The 13,501-nt window shown below is 72.4% G+C and carries 12 protein-coding genes and 1 pseudogene; 3 read left to right on the top strand and 10 right to left on the bottom strand.

Features of this window, described 5'->3' with window-relative positions; all coding sequences use genetic code 11:
- Positions 1-152 precede the first annotated feature (152 nt).
- The 4 genes and pseudogenes from QQK45_RS22615 to uvrB form a co-directional block, all read right to left on the bottom strand.
- A complete protein-coding gene (locus QQK45_RS22615; protein WP_348525290.1) occupies positions 153-1,310 on the bottom strand; it encodes a nucleoside/nucleotide kinase family protein in 1,158 nt (385 codons plus the stop codon).
- A gap of 209 nt (positions 1,311-1,519) precedes the next feature.
- Positions 1,520-1,741 (bottom strand): annotated as a pseudogene (locus tag QQK45_RS18400) (PfkB family carbohydrate kinase); the annotation flags it as partial.
- A gap of 16 nt (positions 1,742-1,757) precedes the next feature.
- Positions 1,758-2,192, bottom strand: a complete 435-nt coding sequence (locus QQK45_RS18405; RefSeq protein ID WP_284294456.1) for a VOC family protein — start codon at positions 2,190-2,192, stop codon at positions 1,758-1,760.
- A gap of 33 nt (positions 2,193-2,225) precedes the next feature.
- Positions 2,226-4,331, bottom strand: a complete 2,106-nt coding sequence (gene uvrB, locus QQK45_RS18410; RefSeq protein ID WP_284294457.1) for an excinuclease ABC subunit UvrB — start codon at positions 4,329-4,331, stop codon at positions 2,226-2,228.
- Between the two features lie 168 nt (positions 4,332-4,499).
- Between uvrB and QQK45_RS18415 the strand changes: the two genes are divergently transcribed.
- Positions 4,500-6,407, top strand: coding sequence for a DUF5979 domain-containing protein (locus QQK45_RS18415; RefSeq protein WP_284294458.1), 1,908 nt, complete (start codon positions 4,500-4,502; stop codon positions 6,405-6,407).
- Positions 6,341-7,909 carry a DUF5979 domain-containing protein gene (locus QQK45_RS18420; protein WP_284294459.1) on the top strand — a complete coding sequence of 523 codons (1,569 nt, stop codon included), beginning with the start codon at positions 6,341-6,343 and terminating at the stop codon, positions 7,907-7,909. The genes QQK45_RS18415 and QQK45_RS18420 overlap by 67 nt, the downstream gene beginning before the upstream one ends.
- Before the next feature lie 47 nt (positions 7,910-7,956).
- Here QQK45_RS18420 and pcp read toward each other — a convergent pair whose 3' ends face one another.
- From pcp to QQK45_RS18440, 5 genes are read right to left on the bottom strand one after another with little or no spacing between them, the layout of a single operon-like run.
- A complete protein-coding gene (gene pcp, locus QQK45_RS18425) occupies positions 7,957-8,604 on the bottom strand; it encodes a pyroglutamyl-peptidase I (protein ID WP_284294460.1) in 648 nt (215 codons plus the stop codon).
- On the bottom strand, positions 8,601-8,780 hold the full coding sequence (locus QQK45_RS22620) for a dephospho-CoA kinase (protein WP_348525291.1): 180 nt from the start codon (positions 8,778-8,780) through the stop codon (positions 8,601-8,603). Before QQK45_RS22620 ends, pcp begins: the two co-directional genes overlap by 4 nt.
- Positions 8,777-9,226 carry a dephospho-CoA kinase gene (gene coaE / locus QQK45_RS18430; RefSeq protein WP_348525292.1) on the bottom strand — a complete coding sequence of 150 codons (450 nt, stop codon included), beginning with the start codon at positions 9,224-9,226 and terminating at the stop codon, positions 8,777-8,779. The genes QQK45_RS22620 and coaE overlap by 4 nt, the downstream gene beginning before the upstream one ends.
- A gap of 23 nt (positions 9,227-9,249) precedes the next feature.
- Entirely contained in the window at positions 9,250-9,498 is a 249-nt protein-coding gene (locus QQK45_RS18435) for a MarR family winged helix-turn-helix transcriptional regulator (protein WP_284294461.1), read from the bottom strand.
- Positions 9,495-9,740, bottom strand: coding sequence for a hypothetical protein (locus tag QQK45_RS18440; RefSeq protein WP_284294462.1), 246 nt, complete (start codon positions 9,738-9,740; stop codon positions 9,495-9,497). The genes QQK45_RS18435 and QQK45_RS18440 overlap by 4 nt, the downstream gene beginning before the upstream one ends.
- An 88-nt stretch (positions 9,741-9,828) precedes the next feature.
- Between QQK45_RS18440 and QQK45_RS18445 the strand changes: the two genes are divergently transcribed.
- Entirely contained in the window at positions 9,829-11,748 is a 1,920-nt protein-coding gene (locus QQK45_RS18445) for an ABC transporter ATP-binding protein (protein ID WP_284294463.1), read from the top strand.
- A gap of 246 nt (positions 11,749-11,994) precedes the next feature.
- On the opposite strand, the gene rpsA is transcribed toward QQK45_RS18445, so the two are convergent.
- On the bottom strand, positions 11,995-13,473 hold the full coding sequence (gene rpsA, locus QQK45_RS18450) for a 30S ribosomal protein S1 (RefSeq protein ID WP_284294464.1): 1,479 nt from the start codon (positions 13,471-13,473) through the stop codon (positions 11,995-11,997).
- Positions 13,474-13,501: the final 28 nt, after the last annotated feature.

Here is a 13,501-nt window from a genome sequence, read left to right on the forward strand (position 1 = left end):
AAGACCTCCGGTACGACGACGAGTACCGAAGGTCTCTTCCACCCGGGAACCGGGCCGACGCCCCGAGCACCACCGACCCGGGGAGCCGGGCAGGCGCGCTCGTGATGACGAGGTCGCCGCGAGAGGAATACTCCCCTTCTGACGGGACGACGCTACCAGTCGGCGAGCCGCACCACGACGTCGGCGCGCGCGGCACCCGGCCGCACGACGACGGCGTTCGCCTCGTCCGACCGCTCGACCCAGGCGCGGGCCGCCTCGGGCGACCGCCCGTGCCGCACGTGCCGCGCGACGAGCCCCTCGACCCGCGCGGCGTCGTCGGGCGCGAGGAACCACGCCTCGTCGAGCAGCGCGCGCACCCGCGCCCATGGGCCGTCGTCGAGCAGGAGGTAGTTCCCCTCGGTGACCACCAGGGGCACGGTCGCGGCCACGGCGACGGCGCCCGCGACCGGTTCCTCGATCTCCCGCCGGAACTCGGGGGCGAGGACGGGTGCGTCGCCGGGCGCCTGGCGCACGAGCCGCTCCAGGAGCGCGACGAAGCCCGCGCCGTCGAAGGTGTCGGGGGCGCCCTTGCGGTCCGCGCGACCGAGCCGGTCGAGCTCCCGCTGGGCGAGGTGGAAGCCGTCCTGCCCGACGACGACGGCCTCGCCCCTGAGCGCCTCCGCGACCTGCGCGGCGAGCGTCGACTTGCCGGCACCGGGAGGCCCCGCGATCCCCAGCACGCGGCGGCGACCGTCCGCCCGGGAGAGCTCGACGAGCGCGCGGGCCCGCGCGACGAGGTCGTCGCGCGCGGTCACCTCGACGGGGCCGGGCCCCTGCCCCCGGCCGGCGGCGACCTCGTCGGTCCCGAGGGTCGCGAGCCACGCCCGCGGACCGGCGACGGAGACGCGGAGCGACGCGACCCGTGCGGCCTCCGCGAGCGCCCCCACGAACCCGGCGCCGGACGCCAGCGCCCACGCGAGCGCGCCGTGGAAGGCGTCCCCCGCGCCCAGCGTGTCGACGGCGTCGACGGCCGGTACCGGGACGGTGCCGGAGCGGTCGTCCTCCCACCACTCGACGGGTCCGGCGCCGTGCGTGACCGCGACCCGCGCGACGCCCACGGCCCGCAGGCCCGGCCCGACGCCGTCGGCCCTCGCCGTCGGGTCCGCGCCGAGCCGGAAGTCTCCGGACGCCGCGACGACGTCGCAGCACCGGACCAGCTCGGCGAGGTGCGGCTTCCACCGGCCCGCGTCGAGGAGCACCGGGACCCCGGCCGATCGCGCGGCCCGGGCTGCGACGGTCTGGAGCGCGGGGTGGTGCCCGTCGAGGAGCACGACGTCCTGTCCCCCGACGAGCTCGTGGACGTGACCGGGCGCCGCGACCTCGACCCGGCCGCCGTCGGGCGAGACGACGGTCCGCTCCCGGTACGCTCGTCGACCGCGACCGCGGAGACAGCCAGGGCGAACCCGTGCGGCGCGACGTCGACGACACGCACCCCGTGCGCCTCGAGGTCGTCCCGCGCCGCTGACGCGGCCGCGCCCGTGCCGAGCGCGGCCACGAGCGTGGCGGACCCGCCGAGCGCCGCGAACACGACCGCGGCGTTGGCGGCCGGACCGCCCGCCGCGACGTCCTGGCGGTGGGCCGTGACCTTGGTGTTCGGCTCCGGCGGCGCGCTGACGCGATGGACGACGTCGAGCGTCGTCAGCCCGACGAACAGTCCGGACGGGCGGTCGCTCCCGGCGGGTGGTTGCGAGGTGGTCGGCACCGCCTCAGCGTAGGCGTCACTGCACGCAGAACTCGTTGCCCTCGGGGTCGTGCATCACGATCCAGTACTCGCCGGTCGTCTCGTCGGGCCCGAACTCACGCACGCGCGACGCGCCGAGGCCCTCGAGCTTGGCGGCGTGCGCGCGCACGGCGTCGCGCGCCGCGTCGTCGTGGCCGCCGCCCACGTTGACGTCGAGGTGCACCCGGTTCTTCGCGGTCTTCGGCTCGGGGACCTTCTGGAAGAACAGGCGCGGGCCGACGCCGTCGGGGTCGACGAGGGCGAACGCGCGGTCCCGCTCTTCCGCGGGGACGCCCCAGGCGTCGAGCGCCTCGTCCCAGGTCGCGAAGTCTCCCGGTGGCGGCGGCACCACGTACCCGAGCGCCTCGATCCAGAACCGCGCCAACCCCTCGGGATCGTGCGCGTCGAAGGTGACCTGCACGCTGTACGTCATCGTCTGCCCCTGCCTCTCGGTGTGGTGGTCCGGCTATGCCGTCGCGGCGTGGAGCTGCCGGAGCTCCTTCTTCAGGTCGGAGATCTCGTCGCGCAGGCGGGCCGCGAGCTCGAACTGCAGCTCGCCGGCCGCACCGTGCATCTGGTCGGTGAGCTCCTGGATCAGGCCGGCGAGGTCGCCCGCCGCGGCGGCGGCGAGCCGGTTCCCGCCGACGCCCTCCTTGACCGGCGCCGCGTCCTTTCCGCCGTTCTTCCGCCCCTTGCCCGGGGATCGGTAACCCGTCGCGAGGAGCTCGTCGGTGTCGATGTCCTCGCGCGCGAGCATGTCGGTGACGTCGGCGATCTTCTTGCGCAGCGGTGTCGGGTCGATGCCGCGCTCCTCGTTGTACGCGACCTGCTTGGCGCGGCGGCGGTTGGTCTCGTCGATGGCCAGGGCCATCGCGTCGGTGATCCGGTCCGCGTACATGTGGACCTGGCCCGACACGTTGCGGGCCGCACGGCCGATGGTCTGGATGAGGGACGTGCCCGAGCGGAGGAAGCCCTCCTTGTCGGCGTCCAGGATCGCGACCAGGGACACCTCAGGCAGGTCGAGGCCCTCACGCAGCAGGTTGATGCCGACGAGCACGTCGAACTGGCCCAGCCGCAGCTCGCGCAGGAGCTCGACCCGGCGCAGGGTGTCGACCTCGGAGTGCAGATAACGGACCCGCACGTCCTTGTCGAGCAGGTAGTCCGTCAGGTCCTCGGCCATCTTCTTGGTGAGCGTCGTGACCAGCACGCGCTCGTCCTTCTCGACACGGTCCCGGATCTCGCCCAGCAGGTCGTCGATCTGGCCCTTCGTCGGCTTGACGACGACCTCGGGGTCGACGAGCCCCGTCGGCCGGATGATCTGCTCGACCACGCCGTCGGACATCGACAGCTCGTACGCGCCCGGGGTCGCCGACAGGTAGACCGTCTGGCCGATCCGGTCGACGAACTCCTCCCAGCGCAACGGCCGGTTGTCCATCGCGGACGGGAGCCGGAACCCGAAATCGACGAGGTTGCGCTTGCGGGACATGTCGCCCTCGTACATCGCGCCGATCTGGGGCACGGTCACGTGGGACTCGTCGATGACGAGCAGGAAGTCCTCGGGGAAGTAGTCGAGGAGCGTGTTCGGCGGCGAGCCCGGGGTGCGCCCGTCGATGTGCCGCGAGTAGTTCTCGATGCCCGAGCACGTCCCGATCTGCCGCATCATCTCGATGTCGTACGTGGTGCGCATGCGCAGGCGCTGGGCCTCGAGGAGCTTGTTCTGCCGCTCGAGCTCCTCGAGGCGGTCGGCGAGCTCGGCCTCGATCGAGCCGATCGCCCGCTCCATGCGCTCGGGGCCCGCGACGTAGTGGGTGGCGGGGAAGATGTACGTGCTCTGCTCGGCGCGGATGACGTCCCCCGTGACGGGGTGGAGGAGCTGGATCGACTCGATCTCGTCCCCGAAGAACTCGATCCGGATCGCGAGCTCCTCGTACACCGGGATGATCTCGACGGTGTCGCCCCGCACCCGGAACGTCCCGCGCGTGAACGCCATGTCGTTGCGCGTGTACTGCATGGTGACGAACTGGCGCAGGAGCTGGTCGCGCTCGACCTGGTCCCCGACGTCGAGGCGGACCATCCGGTCGACGTACTCCTGCGGCGTGCCCAGGCCGTAGATGCAGGACACCGACGCGACCACCACGACGTCACGCCGGGTCAGGAGCGAGCTCGTCGCCGAGTGGCGCAGGCGCTCGACCTCGTCGTTGATCGAGCTGTCCTTCTCGATGTAGGTGTCCGTCTGCGCGATGTACGCCTCGGGCTGGTAGTAGTCGTAGTACGACACGAAGTACTCGACCGCGTTGTTGGGCAGCAGCTCGCGGAACTCGGTGGCGAGCTGCGCCGCGAGCGTCTTGTTGGGGGCCATCACCAGCGTCGGGCGTTGCACCTGCTCGATCAGCCACGCCGTGGTCGCCGACTTGCCGGTACCCGTCGCGCCCAGGAGGACGACGTCCTTCTCCCCTGCCTGCAGGCGCTGCGTGAGGTCCGCGATCGCGGTCGGCTGGTCGCCGGACGGCGTGTACTCGGACACCACCTCGAACGGAGCGGCGGCGCGCTGGAGATCGGTGACGGGACGCATGCAGCCAGCGTAGGTCGACCCTCCGACATCGCGCGGCGCACGGTCGGCCGACCCTCGAGCCCCGGCGCCGCGGGACTTCACCCCGCCCGTCCGGCGCTGCCTGATGCAGGCTCGACGGTCCTGGGTCACAGTGGATGCCTCGGGCAGGGGCTGACCGACAGGAGCTCGATGATTCACGCGACACTTCGGCGGAGAGTTGCGGCGGGCGCCGCGCTGGCACTGGTCCTCAGCGGGGCCCTCGCGGTCGTGACGGTCCTGCCCACCGCCGACGCCGCCACCGTCTCCGGCCTGCTGCCGCCGTCGTCGGGGATCCTGCCCGGCCCCTCGCCCTCCGGGGACGGTGCGAACGACGGCTGGGGTCCGTGCGTGCCGACCCCGAACCCCGATGAGGCGGGCAACTGCCAGGGCTGGTCGGACGACAAGACCGGAAACATCAACGGCACCGACGACGCGCCGAACGTGATCGTGGGCGGGGACTTCTCAGTCACCGGGACCGCCGCGGAGACCGAAGGGCTCCTCGTAGTCAACGGAGACGCATCGTTCGACAAGTCCTACAACGTGGGCTGGGCTATCGGCAGCGGCGTGATTCCGGCCAATCGCTCGGACTGGCTCATCGTCGGTGGCGACGCGACCGTCACCCCGTCCACGTCAGCCGTCCAGGTCGGGACGAACGTCTCGCCCATCCGGACGGGCGACATCCGGGTCGGCGGCGCGCACAACTTCCGCGACGCCGCCGTGCCCTCATCCACGCAGTGGGGGCAGCTCGGCGGGGCAGTCGACACCGCGAACCAGACGACACCCACCCAGTTCCAGAACGCGGTCTACGACGACGCAGAGACGGTCCTCGCCGACGACCACTACGACGACCTGTTCGGCGACGACGGCACCATGGCGACGTACTCGCAGCAGTGCTACGCCCCGCTGAGCGACCCGGACGTCACGACGGCCGAGAACCTGGGCGGCACGCTCTCCGTGACCCACGGCACGGTGACGCTCACGGGGAGCACCCTGACGCTGACAGGGCCGGGGAGCGGCGACCTCGTCGTCTTCGATCTACCAGCGACCATCGGATCGGCCGGCACCCCCGCGACCGTGGACGTCTCCGGCATTCCGACGGCGGCGACCATCCTCCTCAACACCGCTGCGGGAGGAGCGGTGGCGCAGTTCGTCTCCGACATCACGGTCGACGACGGCCCCAACCAGGCACCGACCTGGCGCGACCAGGTCCTCTTCAACTACCCGAACGCGACGTCCGTCCGGCTCGGCGGACCCGTTCAGCTCCCTGGCTCGATCCTCATGGGGCAGCCCGGCTCGACGCTCACGGTCGGCGTCGCCGGCACGAACGGCCGCGTCTACACACCCGGCAACATGGTCAACGACGGCGGTGCCGGCGCCGGTGTGGGCACCGGGACGGAGAACCACGCGTACGCGTTCACGGGGCGGCTCGGCTGCGCCGCGATCGTCCCGGGGACCTTCTCGGTCGCCAAGGACCTCACCGGCGACGGTGCAGGCTCCGTGCCGGACGACACCGCGTTCACCGTTCACTGGGCCGTCACCGGTCCGGCCGACAGCCCCAACCTCGGCGACGACGGCGACCTCACCGTCCTCGCCGACGGCACGCCGGTCGACGGCCCGGAGCTTGCCCAGGGCGACCAGGTGACGCTCTCCGAGCCCTCGTTCCCCGACGTCGACGGCATCGACTGGGGCACCCCGACCATCTCCCCCAATCCGGTCACGATCGGCGGGGAGAACTCCGTCACGGCGGTCACCGTCACCAACACCGCCACGCTCCAGCGCGGCGGATTCACGATCCGTAAGGCGGTGACGGGCGACGACGGGGCGTCGACCACGGGCTTCGACATCAGCTGGCAGTGTTCGGCAGAGAACCTGGACGGCGACGACTCGGGCACCGTGCACCTCGCGGGCGGCGGGTCCGAGACGATCACCGGCTTCCCGGTGGGCACGACCTGCACGTTCACCGAGCCCGCGCCGGACGACGACAACGGCACGTGGGCGTCGGACGTCGACCCGGACTCCTCACGATCGCGGAGGACGACGGCACCGCGCAGGTCGTGACGGTCACCAACACGTTCACCCACGCGGTCGGCGGCTTCACGATCGAGAAGCGCGTGACGGGGGACCCGGGTGCGTCCACCACGACGTTCGCGGGCACCTGGACGTGCGACGCGGCGAACGGCGACGGAGCCAGCAACGGCACGTGGTCGCTCGAGGCCGGCGAGACCCTGGCCCTGGACGGCTTCCCCACCGGCACGACCTGCTCGGTCACGGAGGACCAGCCCACCGACGCCAACGGCTCGTGGGCGTCCTCGATCGCCCCGGCCGGCGACTTCACGATCACCGAGGGTGATGCCACCGCCCGGGTCGTGACCGTGACCAACACGTTCACGCACGCCGTCGGCGGGTTCAGCGTCGTCAAGGCCGTGACGGGCGACGCCGGCGCCTCGACCACGACCTTCACGGGCACGTGGACGTGCGACGCCCCGGACGCCCAGGGCGACTCGTCGGGCACCTGGTCGCTCGAGGCCGGCGGCACGGTGGCGTTCGACGGCTTCCCGACGGGCACGACCTGCTCGGTCACGGAGGACCAGCCCGCCGACGACAACGGCACCTGGTCCTCCGCCGTCGTCCCGGAGGGCACCTTCACCATCATCGAGGGCACCTCGGCGGCACAGGTCGTCACCGTGACCAACACGTTCACCAGCACGGTGGGCGGGTTCCAGGTCTCCAAGGTCGTCGAGGGCGACGACGGCGCGACCGTCGACGAGTTCACGATCGACTGGTCGTGCGACCAGCCGAACGCGGACGACCAGTCCTCGGGCAGCGTCACGCTGCACGCGGGCGACGAGTCCGACCCGATCACCGGCTTCCCTGTCGGCACGCAGTGCACGGTCTCCGAGCCGACCGTCGACGACACGTCCGGCACGTGGGCGTCGTCCGTGACCCCGGCCACCGTCACGATCGGCAGCGAGGACCCCTCCGAGATCGCTGCCGTCACGGTGACGAACACCTTCACCGCCGCTCGCGGCGGGTTCACGATCCAGAAGGAGGTCACGGGCGACACCGGCGCCTCGACGACTACCTTCGCCGTCGACTGGCAGTGCTCCGCGGCGAACACCGACGGTGACGCCTCGGGCACGGTCAACCTGAGCGACGGCGACACGGCGACGCTCACGGGCTTCCCGGTCGGCACGACGTGCACCGTCTCCGAGGACACCCCGACCGACGACAACGGCACCTGGCGCACGCCGACGATCGACCCCGGCGAGGTCACGATCGCCGAGGACGACGGCACCGCCCAGGTGGTGACCGTCACGAACACCTTCGAGACCCCGACGCCGACCCCCACTCCGTCCGAGACCACACCGGCCCCGACGAGCCCCGCGCCGAGCACGACGACGCCCGCACCGGCACCGACGTCGGGGCCCACGACGCCCGGCGCGGGCGGCGGCGGTCTCGCGGTCACCGGGTTCGACGGCCTGACGATCGCGGCGGTCGGCGCCTTCCTCCTGGCCCTGGGCGTCGCCGCGGTCCTGATCGCCCGCCGCCGTCGGAGCTGACGCGGGACGCGCCCTGACCCGGCTCCGGGTCGGGGCGGTCCGCGCCGTCAGCTGCGCAGCTCGTCGACCACGGCGCCGACGACGGCCGCGACCCCGCGCACGAGGTCGTCCAGCGGGACGCCGGGCGTCCCGTCCGCGGCCACGCCGTCGTCGTCGGTGACGCGCTCGCCGGCGACGGGCGGGACGTGCACGAAGCCCGAGACCCGCGGGGCCTCGCCGCGCCCGAGGGCGTCCTGCACGGCGTAGAACGTCGCGTTGCACACGTACGTCCCCGCGGACGGTGACAGCGCCACGGGCACGCCGGTGTCGCGCACGGCGTCCAGCGCGGCGCGCAGCGGGAGGGTCGACCAGTACCCGACAGGGCCCCCGGGCACGACGGGCTCGTCGACGGGCTGGGCCCCGGCGTTGTCGGGGATGCGGGCGTCGGCGACGTTGACGGCCACGCGCTCGAGGCGCAGCTCGCGCGCACCGCCGTGCAGTCCGAGCATCACGACGGCGTCCGGCCTGGTCTGCGCGACCGCGTCGAGGACCGCGCGGGGCGCGTCCGCGAACGTCACGGGGACGCGTCGCGCGTGGACGACGCCGGGACCGGCCCAGGTGTCCGCTACACGCGAGGCGACGGCCCACGACGGGTTGGTGGCGGCGCCACCGAAGGGCTCGAAGCCGGTGAGCAGGACGACCGGGGAACCGGTCATCCGACGGTCTCCTCCTCGTCGAGCGCCTCCCGGACCAGGCGCGGCCAGAGCTCGTCGACCTGGGCGCGCAGGTCGTCGGGCGTCCGCGAGCCGTCGAGCACGACGTCGGACGCGGCCAGGCGGTCCTCGTCGGAGGCCTGTGCGGCCAGCCGCGCCTCGGCGTCGGCCACGCTCATCCCCGCTCCTCGACCATGCGGGCGAGGCGGAGGTCGCGCGGCGCGTCCACGACCACGAGCAGCCCGAACGCGTCGGCCTGGCCGGTCTCGACCAGCAGGGGGATGTCGTGCACGACGACGACGTCGGGGTCGGCGACGGCGGCGCGCGCCTCCTGCTCGGCGGCACGGCGTCGGATCTCGGGATGGACGATCCCGTTGAGCTGCTCGCGCCGCGCGGGCTCCGCGAAGACGACGGCCGCGAGGGCGGGGCGATCGAGGCTGCCGTCGGCCGCGAGGACGCCGTCGCCGAAAGCCTCGACGACCCGTTCGAGGCCGACCGTGCCGGGTCCGACCACGTCGCGCGCGAGGCGGTCGTGGTCGATGGTCACGGCACCGAGCTCGGCGAAGCGGGCGAGCGCCACGGACTTGCCGGATGCGATGCCACCGGTGAGGCCGACGCGGAACATCCCTCCATCCTGCCAGCGCAGGCTCAGGGGTGCGTGACGGACCCGTCCGCGGGCCCGGCGACGCGGCGCAGGAGCCGGACGAGCTCGTGCTGCTCGGCCGGGTCGAGCCGCTCGAGCAGTCCGCCCGCGCCGCTGGCGCGGAGGTCGCCCACGCGCGCCAGCACGGCGCGACCGCGGCCGGTCAGCTCGACGAGCGTCGCGCGACGGTCGCTCGGGTCGGGGTGCCGGACGACGTAGCCGTCGCGCTCCGCGGCGTCGACCTTCGAGGTCACCGAGCGCGGGCTGACGTCGAGCGTCTCGGCGAGGGCGCTCGGGCGCTGCACTCCCCGGCTCTGTCCAGCACGCGCAGGAGGCGGAGCTGCCCGGGTGCGACCGCGTCGGCGCCGAGCTGGGCGTCGGCCTCGCGGCGCACCGCCCGCATGGCCGCGTGCAGGACGGCGACGAACTCGCCCCCGGAGGGCGCGTCGTGCGCGGTGGCCGGCTGCGTCGTCGGGGCGGACGGCGTCGTGGTCATGGCCCCAGCCTACCGGCACTCTTGTGTCGTAACAGATAGTGAGCTATACTCACTATCAACCCCATCCCCTCGCCACCGGAGGTCACCTATGGCATTCGGATCCCAAGGTGGAGGCGTGCGCGGCGGAGGCCGCGGCATGCGCTCCTACGTCCAGGACTCCTCGGTCGCCCAGCAGCGACTCCAGCGCGGCACCCTGCGCCGCATCCTCACCTTCGCCCGCCCCCACCGCCGCGCGCTCGCCGGCTTCGTGGCCCTGCTCGCCGTCGACGCGGCAGCCGGCGCGGCGAGCCCGCTCGTCGTGAGCCACCTCATCGACGGCGGCATCGCCGGCGGAGACCGGCAGCTCGTGATCGAGCTCGCGGCCCTCCTCGCCGGCCTGGCCCTCGTCTCCGCCGGCCTGACCGTCGCGGAGCGCTGGCTCTCGTCCCGCATCGGCGAGGGCCTCATCCTCGACCTGCGCACGCGGGTCTTCGACCACGTCCAGCGCATGCCGCTGGCGTTCTTCTCCCGCGCCCGCACCGGGGCCCTCGTCCAGCGCCTCAACGGCGACGTGCTCGGCGCGCAGCAGGCCTTCACCTCCACGCTGTCCAACGTCGTCAGCAACGCCCTGACGATCACCTTCGTGCTCGCGGCGATGCTCTCCATGTCGTGGCAGCTCACGCTCGTCTCGCTCGTCCTGCTGCCGGTCTTCGTGCTGCCCGCCCGCTGGGTCGGGCGCCGTCTGGCCGCGCTCACCCGCGAGAGCTACGGGCTGAACGCCGACGCCGCCCAGATGATGCAGGAGCGCTTCAACGTCGCCGGCGCCCACCTCGTCAAGGTCTTCGGCCGCCCCGAGCGGGAGTCCGCCGACTTCGCCGACAAGGCCGGGCAGGTCCGCGACATCGGCGTGCGCACCGCCGTCCTCGGCGTCTACTTCCGCGCCGGGCTCACGGCCGTGGCCGCGGTCGGCGTCGCGATCGTCTACGGGGCCGGCGGCCTCATGGCGATCGGCGGCTCGCTCACGGTCGGCATGGTGGTCGCGCTCACCGCCTACCTCGGCCGGCTCTACGGCCCCATCACCGCGATGTCGAACGTCCAGGTCGACGTCATGACGGCGCTCGTCTCGTTCGAGCGCGTGCTCGAGGTCCTCGACCTCGAGCCGATGGTCGACGACGCACCCGCCGCCCACGACCTCGGGGACGACGTCGCCCGGCGCGGCGCGACCCTCGAGCTCGACCACGTCTCGTTCCGCTACCCCACGGCGTCCGAGGTGTCGCTCGCGTCGCTCGAGTCCGTCGCCGCCCTGACCAACGACCCGACGCACGACACCCTCACCGACGTGAGCTTCACGGTCCCTGCGGGGGCCACCGTGGCGCTCGTCGGGCCGTCCGGAGCCGGCAAGACGACGATCTCCCAGCTCGCGACCCGCATGTACGACCCCACGGGCGGCTCCGTCCGGATCGCCGGGACCGACCTGCGTGACGTCACGCAGCAGTCCCTGCACGACGCCGTCGGCGTCGTCACGCAGGAGGCCCACCTCTTCCACGACTCGATCGCCGCGAACCTGCGGTACGCGCGGCCCGACGCGACCGACGCCGACCTGTGGCGGGCGCTCGAGCGCGCGCACGTCGCCGAGCTCGTCCGGTCGCTGCCGTCCGGCCTCGAGACCGTCGTCGGGGACCGGGGCTACCGGCTCTCGGGCGGCGAGCGGCAGCGGCTCGCGATCGCGCGCATGCTCCTCAAGGAGCCGGCGTTCGTCGTGCTCGACGAGGCCACCGCCCACCTCGACTCCGAGTCCGAGGTCGCCGTGCAGGCCGCCCTCGACGAGGCCCTCGCGTCGAGCACCGCGCTCATCATCGCGCACCGGCTCTCGACGATCCGGGACGCCGACCTCATCGTCGTGCTCGACGGCGGTCAGGTCGTCCAGCAGGGCACGCACGCCGAGCTCCTCGCCGCAGGCGGTCTCTACGCCGAGCTGTACCACACCCAGTTCGCGGACGGCCCCGACGCGCTCGCGCCCGTCGCCTGACGGCACCCCACGTGGCTGTCAGAACGAGGTGCCCGTCGAGGGGAACGTCGTTCTGACACGCCGCGTCGGTGCTCGTATCGTCAGAACCTGGTGCCCGAATACGCGCACCTCGTTCTGACAAGCCGCGCCGGCGCTCGGACGGGCAGGCACGGCGAAGGGCCCGGTCCTCGATCGTTCGATCGAGGACCGGGCCCTTCGTGGTGTCGCGGGGAGCCGCCGGCGCAGTGCGCCGGCGGCCCGCCGTGATCAGTTGCCGGTCAGCTTCTCGCGGAGCGCGGCGAGCGCCTCGTCCGACGCGAGCGTGCCCGCGGCGGGCTCGCTCGGAGCCGACGACGAGTACGAGGACGACGACGAGGAGGCGGAGGAACCCGACTCGCCCGAGCCGGCCTCGGCGTCCGCCTTGGCGGCCTCGGAGACCTGGCGGCGGTGCGCCTCCCAGAGCTCGTGCGCCTTGGCGTACTGCGTCTCCCACGTCTCGCGCTGCGCCTCGAAGCCCTCGAGCCACTCGTTGGTCTCCGGGTCGAAGCCCTCGGGGTACTTGTAGTTCCCCTGGTCGTCGTACTCGGCGGCCATGCCGTACAGCGCCGGGTCGAAGTCCTCGGACTCGAGGTCGACGCCGTCGTTGGCCTGCTTGAGCGACAGCGAGATGCGGCGGCGCTCCAGGTCGATGTCGATGACCTTGACGAAGACGTCGTCACCGACGTTGACGACCTGCTCGGGCAGGTCGACGTGACGCTGGGCGAGCTCGGAGATGTGCACGAGGCCCTCGATGCCGTCCTCGACGCGCACGAACGCACCGAACGGGACGAGCTTGGTGACCTTGCCCGGCACGACCTGACCGATCGCGTGGGTCCGGGCGAACGTCTGCCACGGGTCCTCCTGCGTCGCCTTCAGCGACAGCGAGACGCGCTCGCGGTCGAAGTCGACGTCGAGCACCTCGACCGTGACCTCCTGGCCGACCTCGACGACCTCGGACGGGTGGTCGATGTGCTTCCAGGACAGCTCCGAGACATGGACGAGACCGTCGACGCCGCCGAGGTCCACGAACGCACCGAAGTTGACGATCGACGAGACCACACCGGGGCGGACCTGGCCCTTCTGCAGGGTCTGCAGGAAGGTCGAGCGCACCTCGGACTGCGTCTGCTCGAGCCAGGCACGGCGCGAGAGGACGACGTTGTTGCGGTTCTTGTCGAGCTCGATGATCTTGGCCTCGATCTCCTTGCCGACGTACGGCGCGAGGTCGCGGACACGACGCATCTCCACGAGCGACGCGGGGAGGAAGCCGCGCAGACCGATGTCGAGGATGAGGCCACCCTTGACGACCTCGATGACGGTGCCGGTGACGACGCCGTCCTCTTCCTTGATCTTCTCGATCGTGCCCCAGGCGCGCTCGTACTGGGCGCGCTTCTTCGACAGGATCAGACGGCCTTCCTTGTCCTCCTTCTGGAGGACCAGGGCCTCGACCTGGTCGCCGACGCCGACGACCTCGGACGGGTCGACGTCGTGCTTGATGGACAGCTCGCGCGAGGGGATGACGCCCTCGGTCTTGTAGCCGATGTCGAGGAGGACCTCGTCGCGGTCGACCTTGACGATGGTGCCCTCGACGATGTCACCGTCGTTGAAGTAACGAATGGTGGCGTCGACGGCAGCGAGGAAGTCCTCTTCGGTGCCGATGTCGTTGACGGCAACCTGAGGGACGGACTTCGCGGGGGTGGAGATGGTCATTGAGTTCGATGCTCCGATGCGGACAGGA

The sequence above is a fragment of the Luteimicrobium album genome, assembly GCF_030161555.1.
Classification (GTDB): domain Bacteria; phylum Actinomycetota; class Actinomycetes; order Actinomycetales; family Cellulomonadaceae; genus Luteimicrobium; species Luteimicrobium album.

Bases quoted from the DNA above. Each gene is read 5' to 3' on its own strand.
- QQK45_RS18405 (WP_284294456.1), bottom strand. From the start codon at position 2,192: ATGACGTACAGCGTGCAGGTCACCTTCGACGCGCACGATCCCGAGGGG.
- uvrB (WP_284294457.1), bottom strand. From the start codon at position 4,331: ATGCGTCCCGTCACCGATCTCCAGCGCGCCGCCGCTCCGTTCGAGGTG.
- QQK45_RS18415 (WP_284294458.1), top strand. From the start codon at position 4,500: ATGATTCACGCGACACTTCGGCGGAGAGTTGCGGCGGGCGCCGCGCTG.
- pcp (WP_284294460.1), bottom strand. From the start codon at position 8,604: ATGACCGGTTCCCCGGTCGTCCTGCTCACCGGCTTCGAGCCCTTCGGT.
- QQK45_RS22620 (WP_348525291.1), bottom strand. From the start codon at position 8,780: ATGAGCGTGGCCGACGCCGAGGCGCGGCTGGCCGCACAGGCCTCCGAC.
- coaE (WP_348525292.1), bottom strand. From the start codon at position 9,226: ATGTTCCGCGTCGGCCTCACCGGTGGCATCGCATCCGGCAAGTCCGTG.
- QQK45_RS18440 (WP_284294462.1), bottom strand. From the start codon at position 9,740: ATGACCACGACGCCGTCCGCCCCGACGACGCAGCCGGCCACCGCGCAC.
- QQK45_RS18445 (WP_284294463.1), top strand. From the start codon at position 9,829: ATGGCATTCGGATCCCAAGGTGGAGGCGTGCGCGGCGGAGGCCGCGGC.
- rpsA (WP_284294464.1), bottom strand. From the start codon at position 13,473: ATGACCATCTCCACCCCCGCGAAGTCCGTCCCTCAGGTTGCCGTCAAC.